At 66.7% G+C, this 19,627-nt stretch carries 24 protein-coding genes; 16 read left to right on the top strand and 8 right to left on the bottom strand.

The annotated features are described in order from the left end of the window. Nucleotides 1-3 precede the first annotated feature (3 nt). Complete coding sequence (gene ccoS, locus J7643_13340) at nt 4-156, top strand: cbb3-type cytochrome oxidase assembly protein CcoS (GenBank protein MBO9541567.1); 153 nt, start codon at nt 4-6, stop codon at nt 154-156. Here ccoS and J7643_13335 read toward each other — a convergent pair. Continuing rightward, nucleotides 153-1,970 carry a globin-coupled sensor protein gene (locus J7643_13335; GenBank protein ID MBO9541566.1) on the bottom strand — a complete coding sequence of 606 codons (1,818 nt, stop codon included), beginning with the start codon at nt 1,968-1,970 and terminating at the stop codon, nt 153-155. The genes ccoS and J7643_13335 overlap by 4 nt on opposite strands. Before the next feature lie 295 nt (nt 1,971-2,265). Here J7643_13335 and J7643_13330 point away from each other — a divergent pair, with 295 nt between their 5' ends. The 11 genes from J7643_13330 (at nt 2,266) to J7643_13280 (ending at nt 11,290) form a co-directional block, all read left to right on the top strand. Next, nucleotides 2,266-3,222, top strand: coding sequence for an isopenicillin N synthase family oxygenase (locus J7643_13330; GenBank protein ID MBO9541565.1), 957 nt, complete (start codon nt 2,266-2,268; stop codon nt 3,220-3,222). A gap of 356 nt (nt 3,223-3,578) precedes the next feature. Further along, the gene (locus J7643_13325; protein MBO9541564.1) at nt 3,579-4,346 is read left to right on the top strand and encodes a sulfite exporter TauE/SafE family protein; all 768 of its coding nucleotides are present in this window, start codon (nt 3,579-3,581) and stop codon (nt 4,344-4,346) included. Nucleotides 4,347-4,441: 95 nt separating this feature from the next. Further along, complete coding sequence (locus tag J7643_13320; GenBank protein ID MBO9541563.1) at nt 4,442-5,578, top strand: MBL fold metallo-hydrolase; 1,137 nt, start codon at nt 4,442-4,444, stop codon at nt 5,576-5,578. A 49-nt stretch (nt 5,579-5,627) separates the two neighbouring features. Next, a complete protein-coding gene (locus J7643_13315) occupies nt 5,628-5,885 on the top strand; it encodes a sulfurtransferase TusA family protein (GenBank protein ID MBO9541562.1) in 258 nt (85 codons plus the stop codon). 11 nt (nt 5,886-5,896) lie between these two features. Continuing rightward, the gene (locus J7643_13310; GenBank protein ID MBO9541561.1) at nt 5,897-6,451 is read left to right on the top strand and encodes a DsrE/DsrF/DrsH-like family protein; all 555 of its coding nucleotides are present in this window, start codon (nt 5,897-5,899) and stop codon (nt 6,449-6,451) included. A 10-nt stretch (nt 6,452-6,461) separates the two neighbouring features. Further along, nucleotides 6,462-7,478 carry a putative sulfate exporter family transporter gene (locus tag J7643_13305; protein ID MBO9541560.1) on the top strand — a complete coding sequence of 339 codons (1,017 nt, stop codon included), beginning with the start codon at nt 6,462-6,464 and terminating at the stop codon, nt 7,476-7,478. A gap of 27 nt (nt 7,479-7,505) precedes the next feature. Next, entirely contained in the window at nt 7,506-8,108 is a 603-nt protein-coding gene (locus J7643_13300) for a class I SAM-dependent methyltransferase (GenBank protein MBO9541559.1), read from the top strand. Nucleotides 8,109-8,131: 23 nt separating this feature from the next. After that, the gene (locus J7643_13295; protein ID MBO9541558.1) at nt 8,132-8,530 is read left to right on the top strand and encodes a DUF302 domain-containing protein; all 399 of its coding nucleotides are present in this window, start codon (nt 8,132-8,134) and stop codon (nt 8,528-8,530) included. A gap of 161 nt (nt 8,531-8,691) precedes the next feature. Beyond that, nucleotides 8,692-9,120, top strand: a complete 429-nt coding sequence (locus J7643_13290; protein ID MBO9541557.1) for a hypothetical protein — start codon at nt 8,692-8,694, stop codon at nt 9,118-9,120. Nucleotides 9,121-9,309: 189 nt separating this feature from the next. After that, the gene (locus J7643_13285) at nt 9,310-10,164 is read left to right on the top strand and encodes a LysR family transcriptional regulator (GenBank protein MBO9541556.1); all 855 of its coding nucleotides are present in this window, start codon (nt 9,310-9,312) and stop codon (nt 10,162-10,164) included. A 271-nt stretch (nt 10,165-10,435) separates the two neighbouring features. Beyond that, on the top strand, nt 10,436-11,290 hold the full coding sequence (locus J7643_13280; GenBank protein MBO9541555.1) for a LysR family transcriptional regulator: 855 nt from the start codon (nt 10,436-10,438) through the stop codon (nt 11,288-11,290). Here J7643_13280 and J7643_13275 read toward each other — a convergent pair. From J7643_13275 to J7643_13260, 4 genes are all read right to left on the bottom strand, one after another. Then, on the bottom strand, nt 11,268-12,626 hold the full coding sequence (locus J7643_13275) for an aspartate aminotransferase family protein (protein MBO9541554.1): 1,359 nt from the start codon (nt 12,624-12,626) through the stop codon (nt 11,268-11,270). The genes J7643_13280 and J7643_13275 overlap by 23 nt on opposite strands. Before the next feature lie 42 nt (nt 12,627-12,668). Continuing rightward, nucleotides 12,669-12,848: a hypothetical protein gene (locus J7643_13270; protein MBO9541553.1), complete on the bottom strand. Its 180-nt coding sequence runs from the start codon at nt 12,846-12,848 to the stop codon at nt 12,669-12,671. 45 nt (nt 12,849-12,893) lie between these two features. Beyond that, nucleotides 12,894-13,391 carry a Cys-tRNA(Pro) deacylase gene (ybaK, locus tag J7643_13265; GenBank protein ID MBO9541552.1) on the bottom strand — a complete coding sequence of 166 codons (498 nt, stop codon included), beginning with the start codon at nt 13,389-13,391 and terminating at the stop codon, nt 12,894-12,896. 69 nt (nt 13,392-13,460) lie between these two features. Beyond that, complete coding sequence (locus J7643_13260) at nt 13,461-14,924, bottom strand: zinc carboxypeptidase (GenBank protein MBO9541551.1); 1,464 nt, start codon at nt 14,922-14,924, stop codon at nt 13,461-13,463. A 166-nt stretch (nt 14,925-15,090) separates the two neighbouring features. Between J7643_13260 and J7643_13255 the strand changes: the two genes are divergently transcribed. From J7643_13255 to hemH, 4 genes are all read left to right on the top strand, one after another. Beyond that, nucleotides 15,091-15,228 (top strand): hypothetical protein, encoded by a 138-nt coding sequence (locus J7643_13255; GenBank protein ID MBO9541550.1) that lies wholly within the window; start codon nt 15,091-15,093, stop codon nt 15,226-15,228. Further along, entirely contained in the window at nt 15,228-16,211 is a 984-nt protein-coding gene (gene galT, locus J7643_13250; protein MBO9541549.1) for a galactose-1-phosphate uridylyltransferase, read from the top strand. Before J7643_13255 ends, galT begins: the two co-directional genes overlap by 1 nt. 125 nt (nt 16,212-16,336) lie before the next feature. After that, nucleotides 16,337-16,660, top strand: coding sequence for a hypothetical protein (locus J7643_13245; GenBank protein MBO9541548.1), 324 nt, complete (start codon nt 16,337-16,339; stop codon nt 16,658-16,660). Between the two features lie 103 nt (nt 16,661-16,763). Continuing rightward, nucleotides 16,764-17,927 (top strand): ferrochelatase, encoded by a 1,164-nt coding sequence (gene hemH, locus J7643_13240; GenBank protein MBO9541547.1) that lies wholly within the window; start codon nt 16,764-16,766, stop codon nt 17,925-17,927. On the opposite strand, the gene J7643_13235 is transcribed toward hemH, so the two are convergent. Genes J7643_13235 through J7643_13225 form a run of 3 tightly spaced genes read right to left on the bottom strand, consistent with a single transcriptional unit; the run spans nt 17,881 to nt 19,624 of the window. Next, nucleotides 17,881-18,237, bottom strand: a complete 357-nt coding sequence (locus J7643_13235) for an MmcQ/YjbR family DNA-binding protein (GenBank protein MBO9541546.1) — start codon at nt 18,235-18,237, stop codon at nt 17,881-17,883. The two genes, hemH and J7643_13235, sit on opposite strands and share 47 nt — an antisense overlap. Nucleotides 18,238-18,239: 2 nt before the next feature. Next, nucleotides 18,240-19,016, bottom strand: a complete 777-nt coding sequence (locus J7643_13230; protein MBO9541545.1) for a hypothetical protein — start codon at nt 19,014-19,016, stop codon at nt 18,240-18,242. Continuing rightward, nucleotides 19,013-19,624: a hypothetical protein gene (locus J7643_13225; protein MBO9541544.1), complete on the bottom strand. Its 612-nt coding sequence runs from the start codon at nt 19,622-19,624 to the stop codon at nt 19,013-19,015. Before J7643_13225 ends, J7643_13230 begins: the two co-directional genes overlap by 4 nt. Nucleotides 19,625-19,627 lie beyond the last annotated feature (3 nt).

Below are 19,627 nucleotides of genomic sequence, written 5' to 3'. Positions count from 1 at the left end.
GCCTTGGAACTCATGTTCTTCATCATGCCCATCACCCTCTTGGGCGCAGCCTACCTGCTGCACGTCCTGATCAAGGGGATCCGGGCCGGAGAATACGACGACGTGGAGGGCGAGAAGTATCGCATCCTCCACGACGACGAGCCTTCCGGGGCCTAGACGGAGTACCGCCCCCAATCGCGCGAGGGCAGCGCCGGCACCGCCGGCCGCAGCGCGGGCACCTGGCGAGAGGCCTGCTCCTCGCGCGCGAAGTGCGAACTCGCCTCCTGCAGCCCCTCGACCACCTGGCGCAGCCCCCCCGCGACCTGATCGATCCGGACGATCGCCTGCTCGACCTGCACCCCATCCTGCTTCTGGGCCTCGGTAACACTCGCGGCCTCGCGGGTCAGGCGATCCATGTGGGTCACGGCCTCGACGATCCGCTCGGAGCCTGAGGCCTGCTCGCGGGTCGCCTGGGTCATCTGCCGGGTCAGGTCGGTGATGGCCCCGACCGCCTGGGTGATCAGGGCCGAGGCCCGGCGTTGCTCCTGGGTGGCCTGGGTAATCTGCGCCATCAGGGCGCTCACGTGCGCGATCGAGCCCACGATGACCTTCAGCGAGCCGCCCGCGTTCTGCGCGAGCTCGGTGCCAACCCGGATCGCCTCCTCGCCGTTGCGGGTCGCAAGGCTCGCTTGATGGCTGCTCGCCTGAATCCCCTTGATGAGGCCGGCAATCTCCTTGGTCGCGACAGCCGAGCGCTCGGCGAGCTTGCGGACCTCGTCGGCGACCACCGCGAAGCCCCGGCCGTGCTCGCCGGCACGGGCCGCCTCGATGGCCGCGTTGAGCGCCAGTAGATTCGTCTGCTCGGCGATGTCGTCGATGGTCTCGACGATCGAGCCGATCTCGGCGGAGCGCTGGTCGAGCCCGCCCATCACCTCGACCACCTCGGCCATGACCCGGTTGATCCGCGCCATCCCCTCGGCCACCTGGGCCACCGCGCCGTTGCCTTCATCCGCGACCCGGGCGGCGCGCTCGGCCTCGCCGTTGGCATCCGAAACGGACTGAGCCACGCTCTGGATGCTCGCGGCCATCTGGTTGATCGCCGCCGACGTGTCGCCCACCTCGCTGGCCACCCGATCGGCGTTCTGGGCGACGTGCCGGATGCTCGTCACCATCTCGGCGATGACGCTCGAAGCCGTCTCCATGCCCGCCGAGAGGCCCTCCACGTCATGGGAGATGCGCTGGATGTTGCGACTGTTCTGCTGAATGGCCGCAAGGCCGCTCGCAGCGCTCGCCGAGAGGATCTCGCCCGAGGCCACCAGGGTGTGGCTGGTGTCGCAGATGCCCTCGATCGACTGGCGCAGGACCTCCTTGATCGCGGCGTAGCCGTCCGAGAGGTCGTGCGCGGGGCTCTCGACCGCGACGCGATCGAGCTTGAAGCCGATGGTCTCGAACTGGTCGTGCAAGAACGCCTCGGTGATCGCCTGAATGTCGTAGTTGAAGACCTTGGAAATGGCCCGCTCGGCCCGTGCGCGCAACAGGGGGCGCATGGGGAAGGCCTTGAGCAAATAAGCCGCCACCAGCTCCTGGTAATAAGGGTAGCTGCCCACGTACCACTTGATGGGCAGGTTGATGACGTTGTGGAGCTTGCCGACCTTGAGGCGCTTCTCGAAGTACTCCACCCCGAAGTCCCCGCCCCGCGCCGCCTCCCGGAAGATCTCGCGGAAGTAGCCGGCCTGCGCCTTCTCGAGGTGCGCGCGCAGCTGCTCCAGGCTCACGCCCTTGCGCCGGGCGTTGGCCCCGAAGAAGTCCAGCGTCGGCTGGAACCCGAACTGGTGGGTGTAGAAGTCCCGCGCGATGGCGTCGGCGACGCGCTCCGCCCAGGACGCAAGGCTCGCGAGCAGGCGCGTCTCTCGGGCGGTGAAGCGCATGAACTGCCGGCGAAGGGCGAGGTTGGAGTCGTTGAGGCGATACTTCTGGTGGAGCATGGTCATCGAATGGCCCTCCTCTTGAACGGCTGTGAAGTAATGCTGCGACTTTCAGGGGAAAAGCTACTTGGAAGGTATTCCCGCGCTCGCAATAATGCGTTACGTAGAAAGTACGTAACTCGTGCTTTTTTTCAGCAAAAACCCAGGTATTTGTGGTTCAAGAGGAGCGCCACTGGCCCATTTCAGCTACCATAAAGAAAAATAAAGTCGACAATCCCCGGGAATCTTCGCGCCGCTTCGCAAGGATCCTGTCGGGAGGTCCGATGATAAGAGCAGGACACCACTCTTTCGAGGAGGAATGATGCAAGTCACCCAACGCGTGGGAATCCCTGTCGTCGACATGAACGACTATCGCTCGGGTTCGCCCGAGACCCGCGACAAGTTCGTCAAGACGCTCGGCGACGGGCTCAAGGAATTCGGCTTCATCACTGTCGGTAACCACGGCATCGATCAGGGTCTGATCCGCAAGGCGTATCGCCTGTACAAGGACTTCTTCGCCCTGGACCTCGAGACCAAGCGCAAGTACGGCAAGATCCACGGCGGTCAGCGCGGCTACACCGAGTTCGGCTCGGAGAACGCCAAGGGCAACCCCGTCCCCGACCTCAAGGAGTTCTGGCACGTCGGCCGCGAGCTGGCCGCCGGCCATCCCTTCCGCTCCGAGTACCCGGACAACGTTTGGCCCGCCGAGATCGCCGAGTTCAAGGAGACCGTCCTCGAGCTCTACAGCCAGCTCGATAGCTGCGTCGACACCTTCCTCTACGCCCTGGCCGACTACTTCGAGCTGCCCAAGACCACCTTCTCGGACATGGTCAAGGACGGCAACAGCATCCTGCGCACCATCCACTACCCGCCCCTCGCGCCGGACGCCGATCCCCGCGCCGTGCGCGCCGCCGCTCACGAAGACATCAACATGATCACCATCCTCTGCGAGGCGACCTCGTCGGGGCTGGAGCTGCTCACCCACACGGGCGAGTGGATGGCCATCGACGCCCTCGAAGGCCAGATCGTCGTGGACTCGGGCGACATGCTCCAGCGCGTCACCAACCACGTGATCCCCTCGACCACCCACCGGGTCGTCAACCCCGAGGGCGAGAACACCGAGCGCTACTCGATGCCCTTCTTCGTCCACCCCTACAGCGCCTGTGACCTCACGGCCCTCGACATGTTCGTCACCGAGGAGAATCCCCGCAAGGATCCCCCCATCACCGCCGGCGAGTTCCTCAACCAGCGCCTGCGCGAGATCGGCTTGATCAAGTAAGATCCGGCCTTAAGCCAGAGATCACCCGCACGCAACACGATCCGGCCTACGATGAAGGCCGGATCGTGTTCTTTCTGCGTGAGGAGAAGTTATGCTCGAGAAAGCCACCGCACTGGTCGCCAGTTACAACGCCATGGTCATGGTCGCGATCGCCGCCTTCGGCATCGCGTCGGCCACCGTCTGGACCCTGGCCATGCGCCAGCGCAAGTCCCGCGGCGAATCGTAAAAACTTCATCGAAACAATAGGGGGCAGGCATGGCCTGCCCCCTGTTTTGTTTGAGAAGCGGACGTTGACGGCCACCGAGAATTGGAACTATCATACCCCTACCCCGTACTACCCATCTCGGAGAATCGCCATGACCCTGCTGCTGTTCGTCATCGGCTTCGTGGGCGCCTTCATCTCGGGCCTGATCGGGGTGGGCGGGGCCATCGTCCTGATCCCCATGCTGCTCTACCTGCCCCCGCTCTTGGGCTTTACGCCCCTCGGCCTCGTCGAGATCGGCGGCATGTCGATCGTCCAGGTGCTCGCGGCCTCCCTCATCGGCCTGCTCTCCCACCGCAAGGCGGGTCACTTCTCGACGCGGGTGGCCCTGCCCATGGGCCTCGCCATGGCCGGGGCCTCGGCCATCGGCGGCGCCCTCTCGCGCCACGTGCCGACCGGGGCCCTGAGCGGCCTCTTCGCGGCCCTCGCCGCCACGGCCTCGCTCCTGATGGTCCTGCCCGCCCCGGCCTCGGCCGACGGCGAAACGCTGCCCGAAGACTTCAAGCCCGCACGAGCCGCTGCGATCGCCTCAGGCGTGGGCGTGCTCTCGGGCCTCTTGGGAGCGGGCGGCGCCTTCTTGCTGTCCCCGCTCATGCGCTCGATGCTAGGCCTGCCCCTGCGCCTCATCATCGGCAACTCGCTGGCCATCGTCTTCCTCTCGGCCCTCTCGGCCACCACGGCCAAGGCCCTCACCGGCCAGATCCCCTGGCAACATGCCGCCCTCCTGGTCACAGGGGCGGTCGTGGGCGCGCCCATCGGGGCCAAGGCCTCGCTGCGCGCCCCGGTCAAAGCCTTGCGCTGGGCCATGGCCCTCGTGATCGGCGCGACCGCCCTCAAGATGGCCCTCGATACCTGGGGTTGAACAGGCGGTGGTTGACTCTTCCATCGCGATCCCCTACGATGCCCGACTAATACCCTAGTGGGGTATGGTAAATAACCATCAAGCAGGAGGTAGCCATGTTCGAACTCACCCCCGCCGAGCTCAAGGCGCGCCTGGATCGCCAGGAGGCGATCGCCCTGCTCGACGTGCGCAACGCCGATGAGTACGAGGCCTGGCGCATCGAGAGCAAGCACGGCTTCCCCATGGCCCACGTGCCGTACTTCGACTTCATCGAGGACGCCGAGGTGGCGATCGCCTCCCTGCCCTTCTCGCGCGAGCAGGAGATCGTGGTGGTCTGCGCCAAGGGCGGCTCCTCCGAGTTCGTGGCGGAAATGCTGCGCGAGGCGGGCTACAACGCCCTGAACATGGCGCAGGGCATGCAGGGCTGGGGCGACCTGTACGAGGTGCGCGAGGTGGTGCCTTCGAGCGATCGCCTCACCCTCCTGCAGTTCAACCGGGTCGGCAAGGGCTGTCTCTCGTACCTGGTGGGTTCGGGCCAGGAAGCCATCGTGGTGGATCCGGGACGGCACGTCGGCCAGTACCTGGAAGAGGCCCAAAAGCGCGGCCTGAGCATCACTCACGTGGTGGACACCCACGTCCACGCCGACCACGTCTCGGGCGCTCCCGAGCTCGCAGCGGTGACGGGCGCTCCCTACCACCTCCACGAGGCGGACGCGAGCTTCGGCAAGCTGGAGGTCGCAACCGGCGAGGGCCAGATCCGGCTGGGCGAGCTGGTGGTGGACGTGCTCCAGGAGCACACCCCGGGCCACACGCCCGGCAGCACCAGCCTGGTGGTGGACGAGCGCTTCTTGATCGCGGGCGACACCCTCTTCGTCAAGTCGGTCGGCCGTCCCGACCTGGGCGGGCACGCCGAGGAGTGGGCCCACGACCTCTACCAGACCCTGGTCGAGAAGATTCGCCGGCTCGGTGACGACACGACGGTGCTGCCCGGCCACTACGCGAGCCTGGACGAGATCCGCGACGACGGGATCGTGTCGGGCGAGCTCGGTGAGATCCGCCAGAACAACCCAGCCCTTCAACTGGAGGACGCCAAGGCCTTCGTCGCTTTCATCCAGGAGAACATGCGCCCCCAGCCCGAACTCTACGGCGAGATCCGCCGGGTGAACCTGGGCCTGGTGGAAGCCTGCGAGGACCAGCGCACCGCCCTCGAGATCGGCAAGAACCAGTGCGCCGCGAGCAAGGCCATCGTTTAGCCCAAAGATACCCTACCGATGTACCGTGAAGACAGAGAGGAGCATTCCCATGGATAGCCTGAACACCACCAAGACCCTCGACGTGAAGGGCCTCAAGTGCCCCATGCCCATCGTCAAAGCCAAGAAGGCGCTGGACACCATGACCCCCGGCGAGACCCTCGCGGTCGTCGCGACGGACAAAGGCTCGGTGCTGGACTTCCAGGGCTGGAGCAAGACCAACAAGGCCGCCCGCCTGCTCGACCAGCAGAGCATCAAAACCGAGGACGGCTCCGAGCTGTACGTCCACATCATCGAGCGCCAGGGCTAGGGGGACTCGTAATGGAAGCCACCGCCACGCTCGAAGCCCTGGAGGCGCGCCTTTCGCGCCTCGAATCGGAACTCGCCGCGATCAGGGAGAACGTGCCCGAGGACAAGGTCTCGATGGTCGTCTTCTCGGGCGACCTGGACAAGACACTCGCCGCCTTCATCATCGCGACGGGTGCCGCCACCATGGGCATGGACGTCTCCATGTTCTTCACCTTCTGGGGGCTCTCGGCCATCAAGCAGAAGCGCCTCTTCGACGACAAGTCGCTGAGCGAGCGGATGATGGCCCTCATGACCCCTTCGAGCTCCCAGGAGCTGAACCCGTCCAAGATGGCCTTCATGGGCGCGGGAGCGGCGCTCTTGCGGCAGATGATGAAGGAAAAGGACGTGGCCTCGCTGGAGGATCTCATCGGCCTGGCCCGAGAGATGGGCGTCAAGTTCACCGCCTGCGAGATGAGCATGGACGTCATGGGCATCAAGCGCGAAGAGCTGCTGCCCGAAGCGGAGCTCGGCGGGGTGGCGGCCTTCATGGCGGACGCGCTCAAGAGCCGCACGTCGCTCTTCATCTAAGGGGCCGCCCATGATCACCACGACCGCTCCGGCCCCGCCCCTCAAGTCGAATCCGGCGCCAGGGCTGCTCCTGGCGCTGGTACTCGCAGCCGCCAGCTACTGGCTCGCCACCTTCCCCGGTCTCAAGGTGGTGGGCGCTCTCACGGTCGCTCTGCTCATCGGCATCCTGTGGCGGGCCACCGCAGGGCTGCCGGCCGTCGCGGTACCGGGCACCAAGTTTACCGCCAAGACCGTGCTGCGCGCCGGGATCGTCCTGATGGGGGCCCGGCTCGACTTCGGCGTGGTCGCCCAGGCCGGGCCCAAGGTCCTCTTCCTCGACGTGGTCATGATCGCGCTGGGGATCGCGGGGATCTTCTGGATCACCAAGCGCTTCGGGGTCGAGCGCAAGCTCGGCCTGCTCATCGCCGTCGGCACCAGCATCTGCGGCGCGAGCGCAGTGGCCGCGGCGTCGAGCGTCGCCAAGGCGGACGAGGATCAGACCACCCTCGCCGTCGCCCTCATGGGCCTGCTCGGCACCGCCGGGGTGCTGCTCTACGTCTTCACCGGCCGCTTCTTCGGGCTGACGGACCACCAGCTCGCCATCCTCTCGGGCTCCACCCTGCACGAGGTCGCCCAGGTCATGGCCGCCGCCTTCACCTGGGGCACCGAGGCAGGCGACATGGGCACCCTGGTCAAGCTCACCCGGGTGGTGCTGCTCGCCCCGGCCCTCGTCGTGGTCGGGCTCGCCCTGGACGGAGGGGGGCGCTTGCGCTACACCTGGAAGGAGCCGCCGATCCCCTGGTTCGTCATCGGCTTTCTGGCCATGGGTCTGGCTGCTACCCTCGGCTTCTTCCCCGGCGCCCTCAAGGGCTGGCTCTCGACTGCGAGCATCTTCCTGATGGTCATGGCCATGGCCGCCATGGGCCTCAACACCCCGCTCGGCATGATCCGCAAGGCCGGGATGAAGGTCATCTACGCGGGCCTTGCGGGCTTCGGCCTGCTCGCGGTGACGAGCTACGCGCTCATTCGCCTGCTCGACATCCACTGATCCCTCGAAAGGAGCTTCGACGCCACCATGACCGCCACCTTCTGGAATGAACGCTTCAGCCAAGACACCTACGTCTACGGGGAGGCCCCCAACACCTTCGTGGCCGACCAGGCCCACCTGCTGCCATCGGGCAGCCGGGTCCTGAGCCTCGGCGAGGGCGAGGGGCGCAACGCCACCTATCTTGCGGCCCAGGGCGCCGTCGTCACGGCCCTGGACAGCTCGGCGGCGGGCTTCGAGAAGCTGCGGCGCCTCGCCGAGCAGCGGGGCGTGGCGGTCGAGGCCATCCTCGGCGACGTCACCACGCACGACCTGGGCACCGAGCGGTGGGATGCGATCCTCAACATCTACTGCCACCTGCCGTCGTCGGCCAGGGGCCCTCTGTACGAGGCCATCCGACGGGCCCTGAAGCCCGGCGGGCTCTTCATGACCGAGCAGTTCTCCCCCGAGCAGCTCGCCTACCAGAGCGGGGGCCCCAAGGATCCCGACATGCTCATGACCCTCGCGGAGCTTTCGAGCGCCTTCGAGGGCTGGGAGGTCCTGGTCGCCCGCGAAGAGGTCATCCACTTGGACGAAGGGCCGTTCCACCAGGGAGCGGCCGCCGTCACCCGGTTCATCGCACGCAAGCCATAAAGGAGAAAGACATGCAATTCGCCATGGAGACGTACGGGCTGGGCGGCAAGGTCCAACTCGACCACGCCACCGCCCTCGAAAAGACCAAGGAGGCCCTGAAGGCCAACGGCTTCGGCGTCCTGTCCGAGATCGACGTGCAAGCCACCCTCAAGGCCAAGCTCGGCGTCGATCGGCCGCCTTACGTGATCCTGGGGGCCTGCAACCCCGGCCTCGCCCACCAGGCGCTCACCGCCGAGCCCGACCTGGGGCTGCTGTTGCCTTGCAACGTGGTGGTCTACGAGGACGCGCAGGGGGTCTGGGTCAAGGCCATCGAGCCCGCCAAGATGCTCTCGGTGGTCGAGAACCCCGCCGTCGAGCCGGTCGCCACCCAGGTGCGCGGCCTGCTTGAGCGCGTCCTTTCCGACATCCCTAGCGAGGCGTAGCGCACCGCCCTTTTCGGGCCCGGGCAGCTGCCCGGGCCCGATACATTTGATTGCCAACCAGAAGTTGACAGCCTGTCAACAATCGTTCACTTCAGCTTTTCAAATGCGCCCCCGATATCCCTAACATCAGTTGAGTTTTGGATTAAGAAAGGGCCTCGAAAATGCAGAAGTTCACCGTTGCCATCGCCGTCCTCATGATGTCCGCGCTCGTTGGCTGCGGTACCGCCCCCGTCGCCGCCCCCACGAACGCCAGCTCGAACACCGCGACCGCCGCCTCCGCCACCTCCACCCTGGTCGTGACCAGCGCGACCGGCACCGCCGACGACGCCGGGACCACGGTCATCAAGGGCCGCAACGCCAAGGGCGACTTCCACCTGGTCCTCGTCATGAACCCCAACCCCCATCGCTACGTGCCCGACTTCGGCTCGGCGACCCTGAACGGCAAGGCCGTCACCACCGCCGCCCAAATGAAGGCCCTCGCTGAGGAGCTCAGCGCGGCCGAAGAGAAGCAGACCGATCGCCGCATCGCCTGGAGCGTCGGCATGGCCGCGTTCGCCCTGCGGCTCGAAGTGAATCGCCTGACGCGCTAAACCATCAAGCCTTAGAAGGCGCCCCCCCGACGATGACGTCGGGGGGGCGCCTTCTTGGGGCCGCGTCCTCACCGCTCGGCTGAGTGATGGTGCGCCTTCCTAGCAGACAGAAGCCAGGGGGATGGCCTACCATATCAGTTGGCGGGCATCGTCGCTCTGCCGGCTACGCGCGAAAGAGGCTCTCGACCCATGAACGCAGAATGGCTCCGGTACTTCGTCGCCCTCGCCCAGGCCCGCAACTTCCACGCGGCGGCCGCCGAGCTGCACATCACGCCTCAGGCCCTGAGCAAGGCGATCGCCGGGCTGGAAAAACAGCTCGACCTGAGGCTCGTCGAGCGCAGCCACCGGGTCGAAGGGCTCACGGCCGCAGGGGAGGCCTTCTTGCTGGAGGCCAAGACGATCCTGCGCAGCATCGAGAACGCCGAGCGCACCATGGCCGAATGGCAAGGATCCGAGCCCATGGGGCCCGTGACCATCGCCGGGGACAGCCTCTGGAACCATTACCTGCTGCCTCCGATCCTCGCCGATTTGACCCAGCGCTTCCCGAAGATTCGACCGAAGCTGCACGAGATGCTGCAGGACGACGTCGAACACTGGGTGGCTGCCGGCAAGGTGGACGTGGGCCTGTTGCTCTCCCCGCCCAAGCGAGCGGAGTTCGAGTGGGCGGAGGGCCTCAGCACGCCCTACGTCATCGCGGGAAGGCCCCAGGAAGGCAGCACCTGGCAAGACCTAGGCTACATCGTGCCCCGCTTCTTTAGGCGCGAGACGACGAGCAGCCTGGACGGTTGGCCGGAAGAAACCCACCCGCGGCGGATCGTCGCGGAGGTTGAACTGCTGGAGACCGCCATCCATCTATGCGAGGCAGGGGTGGGCGCGGCCTTCCTGCCGGCGCTGTCCATCCAGGACCGGATCACGCAAGGGACGCTCGCCGTGGTGGCCGAGGCCCCGTGCGCGTTCGTCGATCACCTCTTCATCATCTGGCGCAAAGGGGTCCAGCCGACGGCCCCGACCCGCGAGATCCTAAAGGCCCTGAAGGCCCTCTGAGCCGGAAACAGGCCTTATCAACCAATCGTTGACGACAACCCAAGATTTCATCGCTTTCCATCCCTCTCGAACGAACCTATGATGGCCTCAAGGCTATGGTTGAGTTAAGAGCTCGCCTTCGTCTCGCCGGCGAACGTCCTGCCGATAACGGCTGAATAAAGCCCCCCACTCCATACGAGCTCATGCAACAGGCACGGCCCTTGGCCCGTGCCTGTTGGCTTCTGCGTCCCAAGACCCCGTACCGGCTATTCCCGAGAGAGGCTATCGACCCATGAACGCAGAATGGCTCCGTTACTTCGTCACGGTCGCCCAGGCCCGCAACTTCCACGCGGCGGCCACCGAATTGCACATCACGCCTCAGGCCCTGAGCAAAGCGGTCGCCGGGCTCGAGAAGCAGCTCAACCTGAAGCTCGTCGAGCGCGATCGCCGCGTCGAGGGCCTCACGGCCGCGGGGGAGGTCTTCCTGCAAGAGGCCCGCGCGATCCTGCGCAGCATCGAGAATGCCGAGCGAGCGATGGCGGAATGGCGAGGCTCCGAGCCCATGGGGCCCGTGGCCATCGCCGGGGATGGCCTCTGGTACCACTACCTGCTGCCCCCGATCCTCGCCGACCTGATCCAGCGCTTCCCCAAGGTCCGGCCGCAGTTGCACGAGATGCCGCCGGACGACGTCGAACACTGGGTGGCCACCGGCAAGGCGGACGTGGGCCTGCTGCTCTCCCCGCCCAAGCGAGCGGAGTTCGAGTGGGTGGAAGGGATGCGAACGCCCTATGTCATCGCGGGGCTCCCCCAGGAGAAGCGCCCATGGCAGGAGCTCGGCTACATCGTGCCCCGCTTCTTTAGGCGCGAGATGCCGGAGAGCCTGGACGGCTGGCCGGAAGAGACGCACCCCCGGCGGATCGTCGCGGAGGTCGAACTGCTCGAAACCGCCATCCACCTCTGCGAGGCGGGGGTGGGCGTCGCCTTCCTGCCGGAGCTCTCCATCCAGGAGCGGATCGCGCAGGGGACGCTCGCCGTGGTGGCCGAGGCCCCGCGCGCCTTCGCCGATCACCTCTTCATCATCTGGCGAAAGGGAGTCCACCCCACGGCCCCGGCCCGTGAGCTGCTCAGCGCCTTGAAGGCACTCTAGCCGCCTCCTCGACCCTTCGATGGAGCTCCGGGACGATGTGCTCGTGCTCGGGCTTCATCAGGCACGAGCGCAGGACCGTCACGGTGTCCTGATCCCAGACCAGCTCGGGGGCCCGGGGGGCCACCAGACTCTTCGGGAGCTGAAGCTTGGCGAGGAAGATGGGGGCCTCGGGGGCCTCCATCAGGGTCCGGAAGATCCGATCGGCCTCCTGGCTGATCGCGCTGGCGCTCCAGCCGCCCCCCGTCGGGAAGAAGGTCACGATGTCCAGCTCCGGCGGCATCACCAGGTGAAGCGCCGTGCTGTCCGTGAGAAGCTCGGCCCAGGCCAGCGCCGCGCGGCGGCTTGCCTGGAGGCTGAGCCCGAGGCCCGCTTCGGGGGCGAAAGGCAGGCAGCGCATGGTGGCCCAGAGGGCGGCGGCCGCCGCGCCCGCGCGCGAGCACTCCAGGCTGATCTCGCCCAGGTGCAGCTCCGCCGAGGTGAAGTAGGTGTAGGGCGAGTCGTGCCGGTAGAGCACGCCGACCGACGGGTCCTTGAAGAGGACGCAGCCGCAGCCGTAAGGCTGGAGGCCGTGCTTGTGGGGATCGACCACGATGCTGTCGGCCTGGGCGATCGCGCGGAAGGGGGCCGCAGGCACCGGAGACGGCGTGAGCTCGGCGAGCAGGCGGTAGAAGCCCCCGTAGGCCGCATCGACGTGGACGCGAAGGCCCGCCTCTTTCGCGAAGGGGATCAGCTCATCGAGCGGATCGACCGCGCCGAGCCCGGTGGTTCCGAGGGTCGCGACCACGGTCCCGATGGGCTCGTGCTGCATCTTCGCGCGCAAATCGTCGAGCGAGAGCCTGCCGCGATCGTCCACCTCGATGGCGACTCCCCGAATGCCGAGGACCTCGCACATGCGCTGGTGGGTGTAGTGGCTCTGGCGGCTGAAGGCCACCGCCTTGTCGGGATGCAGGCAGCGCGCCACCCAGAGGGCTTCGAGGTTCGCGATCGTCCCGCTGCTGGTCAAGTGCCCCAGGTGCTCGGCATAGCCGAACATCCGCGCCAGTTCGGCGACGGCTTCTCGCTCCATGGCGGCGGTGGCGGGGCCCCCGTCCAGCGCGTGGTTGTTGGGGTTGATCTGCATGGCCATGTGGTAGGCGGCCATGGCGACGGGATGGGGCGGCTTGAGCATCTGCCCCGCGTAGTGGGGGTGGAAGAAGGGGTAGTTGTCCTGAAGCCTCGTCGCCAGCTCGGAGAGGACCGTCGAGACGGTCTGCGGCTCCACCGCGAGCAGCGACGAGGGCTCGAAAGGCGCGAAGGTATCCTTCCAGGCATCAATCGCCTTCAGGCCCTCGCGCAGATGGTCTAAATCGCGATCGTGCACCGAAACTCCCTCTTGTCGCTAGGCGGATGCCAGCTCGCCGGTCCCCTCGCAGCGCGCGCAATCGACCTCGCGATCGCCGTCACAGGCATCGCACATGGTCTCGCCGTAGCCGGCCGGATGATCCATCTTGCCGGAACCGTAGCACTTGCGGCAGGTCGTGACGCCCTTGCCGGCGCACGTCGAACAGGTGGTGGCCATGATGTCTCCTTGTGATAAAGTGACGCCCCTTCATCGGGGCAGGCTTCATTCTAACTCCGCCGAAGGCGATCCGGCAGGCTTGGCCACGGGCGCGAGCGTCGCCTGCACCATCTTCACCAGGTCAGCGGGCGCAAGCAGGATCTGGGTCCCCCGCACCCCGGCGCTGATGCTGATGGTGGCCTGATCCATGGCACTCTGGTCCAGGTAGACCGGAAAGCGCTTCTTGGTGCCGATGGGCGAGACGCCTCCCCGGATATAGCCGGTCACGGGCTGCACGTCCTTGAGAGGCAGCATCTCGCAACGCTTGTTACCGCTCACCTGGGCGATCGCCTTGAGGTCCAGCTCGGTGCCCGCCGGCACCAGTACCAGGAGCACCCCGGTCTTGTCGCCCTTGAGCGCGAGGGTCTTGAAGATCTCCGCGTCGCGCAGGCCGATCTTGCGCGCGACCGACTCGGCCGACAGGTCGCTCTCGTCGACCTCGTACTCGACGAGGCGGTAGGACACCTTGGCCTGATCCAGCAAACGAACGGCATTGGTCTTCATGGGTTCTCTCTTCCGAACGCGACGAGGCCGCCCGTGGAAGGGGCGGCCTCGCGGCGAAACATCCTTTTGCTAGTTGCTCCAGGTGGTGTCCCAGGGCCCCCAGGCGCCGTTGGCACCCTTGGCGTGGACGTAGACCACCTGACGCGTGGCCGAGCGAACGGCTGCGGCGGCCTTGCGATCGCCGATCTGCATCGGGGTGCCGGTGCCCGCGGCACCCGGGCGGCCGACGAAGTACTCGGCCTGGACGATGGGGGTCTCGGCCTGGAGGCTGAGCTGACCCGCGGTGCCTGCCGCCTGGACCTTGGGCCCGAAGATCGCATCCGGGTTGTCGGCGAGCTTGAGGGCGAGGAGCATCATGGGGCGGTTCTCGTCCCAGAAGCGGGGCATGCGCGAGTAGGGGGGATCGAAGCCGTCGTTGTAGCTACCGATCTCGACGGTGTAGGCGAGGGTGCCCAGCTTCTCGAAGGCCCAGTCCACGTCGTCGCCGCTGTTGACGTACATCTTGCTGCCCTGGTAGGCATCGTAGCCCGAGAGCTTGCCCATGGCCTGGCCGATGGGGGCGAGGCGCTTGTCCGGAGCGGGCTCGTCCTTCTTGTCCCAGGGCCACATGACGGCGTTGCTGAAGGAGTGGAAGGTGAGGTAGACGACGGGCTTGATGCGGAGCATGAGGTCCCGCATGGTCTGGGTCTCGGGCTCCGAGAAGGCCTTGGTGCCGCGGAAGGTGTCGGACTCGGGGTTGCCCGAATCACCCGCGGTGCCCCACGACGAGTCGTAGTTGCGGTTCAGGTCCACCCCGAGGCGGCTCTTGCCGCCGGTGACGTTGTTGGTGTTCTTGCGGTGGTTGTTGCCCTTGGCGGCGAGACCGTGGCCGTCCGGGTTGACCATGGGCACCAGCCAGATGTCGCGGTTGTCGACGGCCGCAGTCACCTCGGCGTCCTTGCCGTAGCCGTCCGCCAGGTGGTGGACCATCTTGAGCACCACCTCGGGGGTGGCGAGCTCGCGGGCGTGGTGGCAACCGGCGAACAGGACGGTGGGCTTGCTCGTGCCGGCCTTCTTGAAGTGGACCGCCCAGATGTCGCGGCTGCCCTTGCCCTGGGTCTTCTCCCATCCGTCGCCGATGTCCTGCAACTCGACCAGGTGGGGGTACTTGGCCGCGACCTCCTGGAGCTCGGCGAGCATGGTGTCGTAGGTGTGGTAGCCCTTGTCGAAGGTGTTGTTGAGGTAGCGATCGCTGCGGCGGACGATCTTGAAGCCGAGCGTCTTGGCCTTCTCGTACTGGGCCTGGTTGAGCGAGCCCTTGACCCGCATGCCCTTGCGATCCACCGACCAGATGTCGGCCCCCGCGTTGACCAGGGCGTTGAGCTGGTCGCGCTGCTTGTAGGTCATCTCGACGGCGACGATCTGGTCCTTGGAGGAGAAGGCGATGGGCGCCCCTTCCCCGTCACCGCCCAGCGGGCCGGAAGCGAGGCCGCAGCTCGCGACCATGGAGGCGGCGAACAGCGAGAGGGCGGCGCGGAGCGAACGCTTGAACAAGACGAGTACCTCGCGAGATCGAGGGGGCGACGGAACTGAGGTTAATTTTAACTTAAATATAGCTTAACCAACAAGCGATCTTGCGTCTCCTTTGAAAAAAAATCGCGCCCTGGGCCGGGCGACGGAATTCCGTTACCATGGGCCCGAGTCCCTGAAAGGAGCCGCCATGACGCCCACGCCCTCACCCGATCCCGCAGGCCCGGCCGGATCCGCCCAGGAGCCGGAGCGCATGGAGAAGGAGCCGATCACCCTCGAAGACGGCCGCACCCTGATCTACTACCGCTTCGTGCCGGAGGCCGACTGATGTCCGAGCTGCGCTGGAACCCCATCGCCGAAGAGTGGGTGGTCACCGCGACCCACCGGCAGGACCGCACCTTCATGCCACCGGCGGATTACTGCCCGATCTGCCCGACCAAGCCCGGTGGCTTCCCCACCGAGGTGCCGGCTTCCGACTACGAGTACGTGGTCTTCGAGAACAAGTTTCCTTCCTTTAGGCCCCACCCGGACGCGCCCGCGGTCGAGGGCAGCGACCTGATGCCGGTGCGGCCGGCCACAGGGGCCTGCGAGGTGGTGCTCTACACCCCCAAGCACGAGGGCACCCTCGCGGACCGCACGATCCCCGAGATCGAGCGGCTCGTTCGGGTCTGGCAGGACCGCTACCGGGCCCTCGGCGCGCGCGACGAGATCTCCTACGTCTTCATCTTCGAGAACAAGGGCGAGGCCATCGGGGTGACCCTCCACCATCCCCACGGCCAGATCTACGCCTTCAGCTACCTGCCCCCCAAGATCGAGCGCGAGCTTTCGAGCCAGGCCAAGCACCACGCCAAGACGGGCCGGTGTCTCCACTGCGACGTGCTCGAAGAAGAGCGGCGTGACGGCCGCCGGATCGTCGCCGAGAACGAGCACTTTATCGCGCTCATCCCCTTCTACGCCCGCTATCCCTACGAGGTGCACCTCTACGCCAAGCGGCACGTGGAGGCGATCGACCAGTTCGATCGCGAGGCCCGGCTCGACTTCGCCCGCATGCTCAAGACGGTGATGCGGAAGTACGACGGGCTGTTCGGCTTCAGCCTGCCCTACATGATGGTCATGCACCAGCGGCCGACCGATGGCCTGGACCACCCGGGCTGCCACTTCCACGTGGAGTTCTACCCGCCCAACCGGACCGCCCATAAGCTGAAGTACCTGGCCGGTTGCGAGTCGGGCGCTGGCACTTTCATCAACGATACCTTGCCTGAAGAGAAAGCCGCCGAGCTACGCGCGATCCCGGTGGAAAACCTCAGCTAGAACGCTCACAAGGGCTTTCGTGGGCCTGACCGAGGCGCACAGGCTCCAAGCCGGCTATGCTCCCCTCCAACACCCGAAAACCTCCCCCGAGCGGGGGATGGCTCGATAGAGGAGGATACTCCCGCATGCGTAAGAGTTTGCTCGTGCTCTCGCTCTGCCTGGGTATGACCGGAGCCCTGATGAGCGGTTGCGCCGGGATGATGCACGGCAAGTCCCAGAACGCCTACGATCAGAAGGTCGGCACCCGCACCGTCGCCTTCGAGAATAAGATCTACCAGACCCGCGGCGAGTCGCTGCCCCTCAAGGACGACCAGGTCGTCTCGCTCGGCATCGTCGAGGGGCTTGAGGTCTTCCAGCTCAAGGGCGGCGGCGGTGGCCAGGGTCAGGCCGACCTGATCTACGTCAAGACCGTCGACGGTCGCTACCAGCCCCTCGTCCGGATCATGTAGCGCCTAGTTCGTCCCCCCGGAGGCCCCCCTGCATGCAGGGGGGCCTTTGAGCGTCTGATGACACTTTTCCTACGATCCGCCCAGGGCGGCCAACAGCCGTCACATGCCCGGTTTCGTCGGCTGCGCCCGCGCTGGACGGACCCTTCGAAACGGCTTAAAATCCCCAGATGGCGCCCCTGCGCGCCAGAAAGGGAAGAACGTGGAATCGACCGGAGTCCTGCTCATCAACCTGGGCACCCCCAACGCCCCCGTCACCGCCGAGGTCCGGGACTACCTGGCCGAGTTCCTGGGGGATCCGCGGGTGCTGACCATGCCCACTCCGGTGCGCCTGATGCTCCTGAACCTCGTCATCCTGCCCTTCCGCTCCAAGCGCTCGGCAGCGGCCTACCGGGAGATCTGGACCGAAGAAGGCTCGCCCCTGCGCTTCCACAGCCGGGACCTGCTCGCGCTGGTGCGGGAGGCCCTGGGGCCCGAGGTGCCGGTGGAGCTTGCCATGCGCTACGGCTCCCCCTCGATCGAGTCGTCCGTGCACGTCCTGCGCCGCAAGGGCGCCAACCGGATCGTGGTGCTGCCCCTCTACCCGCAGCACGCCTCGTCCACCGGGGGCTCGTCCTTGCAGGAGGTCTACCGCGCCGCGGGCACCTGCAACAACGTCCCGTCGTTGCAGGTGGTGGCGCCGTTCTACGACCACCCGGCCTTCGTCCGGGCCTTTTCGGCGATCGCCCAGCCCGTCATGGAGGACTTCTCCCCCGACCACATGCTCTTCAGCTTCCACGGACTGCCCGAGAGCCACCTCAAGAAGGGGGACGACACCGGCAGCCACTGCCTGGCGAGCGCCGGGTGCTGCGATCGCATGACCAGCGCCAACCGCAACTGCTACCGCGCCCAGTGCTACGCGAGCGCCCGGGCGATCGCAGGGGCCCTTTCGCTACCGACCGAACGGTACAGCGTCTCCTTCCAGTCGCGCCTGGGTCGCACCCCCTGGATCCAGCCCTACACCGAAGAGACGCTCATCCAGCTCGCCAAAAAGGGCGTCAAGCGCCTGGCCGTCATGTGTCCCGCCTTCACGGCGGATTGCCTCGAGACGATCGAAGAGATCGGCATGCGCGCCAAGGAGACCTTCATCGCGGCGGGTGGCGAGGATCTGCGCCTGGTGCCCTCGCTCAATTCGCACCCCGCCTGGGTGGAGGCCGTGGTCGAGCTGCTCGCTCCCCACCTGCCTACCGAGCGCTCAGCTGCTCTCGCTCTGCCTTCTTCAGGCTCTTAACAACCAGCTCGTAAGAGTGGGCGACGAGCTGGAGCACCAGCTCGTCCGATAAGCTTTCGTCCAGCGTCAGCGTGTTCCAGTGACGCTTGTTGAGGTGATAACCCGGCTGGATGGCGGGATAGGTCTCGCGCAGGATCAAGGCGCGCTCGGGATCGCACTTGAGGCTGACCCGCAGGGGCGCGCTATCCACCGCCACCAGGGCGAACATCTTGTCCAGGACCTTGAAGACGTGCGCCTCCGGCCCAAACGGGTACGAGGCACTCACCCCGGGTTTGGCCATGCAGGCGGCTTCGAACGTGCGTACATCCATCGCTAGTACCCCTGAGAGAAGCGCAGGAACCAGGCCCCGTAAGGGATGGCCTGGGGCGAGGCCAAGAGCGTATCCCCCGAGACCGTCCGCTGGAGGTAGGCCGCGCTCTGGCCGCCGCGGTAGCCGAGCTCGATCACGTTCGAGCCGAAGCTGGCATGAACACCCGCCTCGTAGAAGTCGGCGGCCCGGTTGAGGCCGTAGACGTAGTGGCCGTAGGCGTTCACGTTGCGCCAGTCCAGGAGCTTGTAGCGCGCGCCGAGCATGGGGCCCACGGTCAGGCCGAGGCCGTACAGGCCGTCCTTGGTGGCGGTGAAGCCGGCGGCCGTCCCCATCCCGACGCTCAGGTAAGTGCGATCGCCCAGGCTCCAGAGGGGCTCCAGCTCGCGGCTCTCGTGCTTGGTGCCGACCAGGTTGTAGCCCAAGAGGGCGCTTGCGATCGGCATGAGGGTGTTCATCGGCGCCTGGGGGTTCTGCGGGTCCCGGGCGATGCCGAAGAGCCGGGGCGAGAGCATGATCCCGCCCAGGTGAGCAGCCGCGTAGAAGCGACGATCCCAGTACGACCACCCGGCCAGATCCGCCGTGTAGGCGTCCTCGCCCTGGACCTGGCCGACACCGACGAAGCCGAGGACGTGCGCCGCCTGCATCCGGTGGCGCAGCTCGGGGCGCGCCTCGAGCATGTAGGGGTCCAGCTCCTCTGCGCTCAGACGGACATCCGCCGCCAGCGCCCCGCTCGCCGTCCCCAGGACAAAGAGCATCGAGAGTGCGAGCGCCGTCTTCATCGCGCCACCTCCTCGACGACCCAGGGCAGATCGGCGGTGACCGCCTCGCGCAGGGTCACGTTCAAGCGATCCAGGGCCTCGTCCATCCGGGCGGCCTCGCTGCGGGTCCGCAGGTCGCTCGCGCGACGCATGAGATAGGCGGGGGTGGCGTCGGCGCTGCCGGTCGCGTCGTAGGCGTCGACCCAGTCGGCCTTGAAGGGCGAGCGAATGATGCGGCTCGAGACCTCGAAGCGGGTCAGGGCCTTCACGTCCCAGCGGACCTTCACGAAGACCGGCAGGACGGCGCCCTGGTAGTAGCCCTCGGTCTCGGGCGAAACGCTCGGCGGCTCGAAGGGCAGCGAGGCCATCAGGAGCACCGAGTCAGAGGCGGGGGCGGGCACGACCCGGACGTCCTTGAGGCCGAAGGGCTTCTCCTTGAGGCCCACCAGCGCCCCGGCCGCCGCCTGGCGCGCCGTGGCGTCGCTGACGTTCTTGAAGAGCAGCGGCTCGTGGGGGATCCCCTCCTGCCAGCCTCCCCAGGCGAGGCGCCAGGGGACCAGTACCGCGCACCCGCTCGTCGCCAGCAAAGCGGCGAGCGAGAGCGCTCCCAAGCCAGAAGAAAGCTTCATCGC

Source organism: bacterium, assembly GCA_017744355.1.
In the GTDB taxonomy this organism is placed as follows: Bacteria; Cyanobacteriota; Sericytochromatia; order S15B-MN24; family UBA4093; genus JAGIBK01.
The sequence above is the reverse complement of the archived record's forward strand: the minus strand, read 5'-3'. Positions and strand labels throughout refer to the sequence as shown.

Coding starts and splice junctions, on each gene's coding strand:
- J7643_13320 (MBO9541563.1), top strand. CDS start 4,442: ATGTTCGAACTCACCCCCGCCGAGCTCAAGGCGCGCCTGGATCGCCAG.
- J7643_13325 (MBO9541564.1), top strand. CDS start 3,579: ATGACCCTGCTGCTGTTCGTCATCGGCTTCGTGGGCGCCTTCATCTCG.
- J7643_13330 (MBO9541565.1), top strand. CDS start 2,266: ATGCAAGTCACCCAACGCGTGGGAATCCCTGTCGTCGACATGAACGAC.
- J7643_13305 (MBO9541560.1), top strand. CDS start 6,462: ATGATCACCACGACCGCTCCGGCCCCGCCCCTCAAGTCGAATCCGGCG.
- J7643_13225 (MBO9541544.1), bottom strand. CDS start 19,624: ATGAAGCTTTCTTCTGGCTTGGGAGCGCTCTCGCTCGCCGCTTTGCTG.
- J7643_13285 (MBO9541556.1), top strand. CDS start 9,310: ATGAACGCAGAATGGCTCCGGTACTTCGTCGCCCTCGCCCAGGCCCGC.
- J7643_13255 (MBO9541550.1), top strand. CDS start 15,091: ATGACGCCCACGCCCTCACCCGATCCCGCAGGCCCGGCCGGATCCGCC.
- galT (MBO9541549.1), top strand. CDS start 15,228: ATGTCCGAGCTGCGCTGGAACCCCATCGCCGAAGAGTGGGTGGTCACC.
- J7643_13300 (MBO9541559.1), top strand. CDS start 7,506: ATGACCGCCACCTTCTGGAATGAACGCTTCAGCCAAGACACCTACGTC.
- J7643_13315 (MBO9541562.1), top strand. CDS start 5,628: ATGGATAGCCTGAACACCACCAAGACCCTCGACGTGAAGGGCCTCAAG.
- J7643_13230 (MBO9541545.1), bottom strand. CDS start 19,016: ATGAAGACGGCGCTCGCACTCTCGATGCTCTTTGTCCTGGGGACGGCG.
- J7643_13310 (MBO9541561.1), top strand. CDS start 5,897: ATGGAAGCCACCGCCACGCTCGAAGCCCTGGAGGCGCGCCTTTCGCGC.
- J7643_13245 (MBO9541548.1), top strand. CDS start 16,337: ATGCGTAAGAGTTTGCTCGTGCTCTCGCTCTGCCTGGGTATGACCGGA.
- hemH (MBO9541547.1), top strand. CDS start 16,764: ATGCCCGGTTTCGTCGGCTGCGCCCGCGCTGGACGGACCCTTCGAAAC.
- J7643_13280 (MBO9541555.1), top strand. CDS start 10,436: ATGAACGCAGAATGGCTCCGTTACTTCGTCACGGTCGCCCAGGCCCGC.
- ybaK (MBO9541552.1), bottom strand. CDS start 13,391: ATGAAGACCAATGCCGTTCGTTTGCTGGATCAGGCCAAGGTGTCCTAC.
- J7643_13295 (MBO9541558.1), top strand. CDS start 8,132: ATGGAGACGTACGGGCTGGGCGGCAAGGTCCAACTCGACCACGCCACC.
- J7643_13235 (MBO9541546.1), bottom strand. CDS start 18,237: ATGGATGTACGCACGTTCGAAGCCGCCTGCATGGCCAAACCCGGGGTG.
- J7643_13290 (MBO9541557.1), top strand. CDS start 8,692: ATGCAGAAGTTCACCGTTGCCATCGCCGTCCTCATGATGTCCGCGCTC.
- J7643_13335 (MBO9541566.1), bottom strand. CDS start 1,970: ATGACCATGCTCCACCAGAAGTATCGCCTCAACGACTCCAACCTCGCC.
- J7643_13270 (MBO9541553.1), bottom strand. CDS start 12,848: ATGGCCACCACCTGTTCGACGTGCGCCGGCAAGGGCGTCACGACCTGC.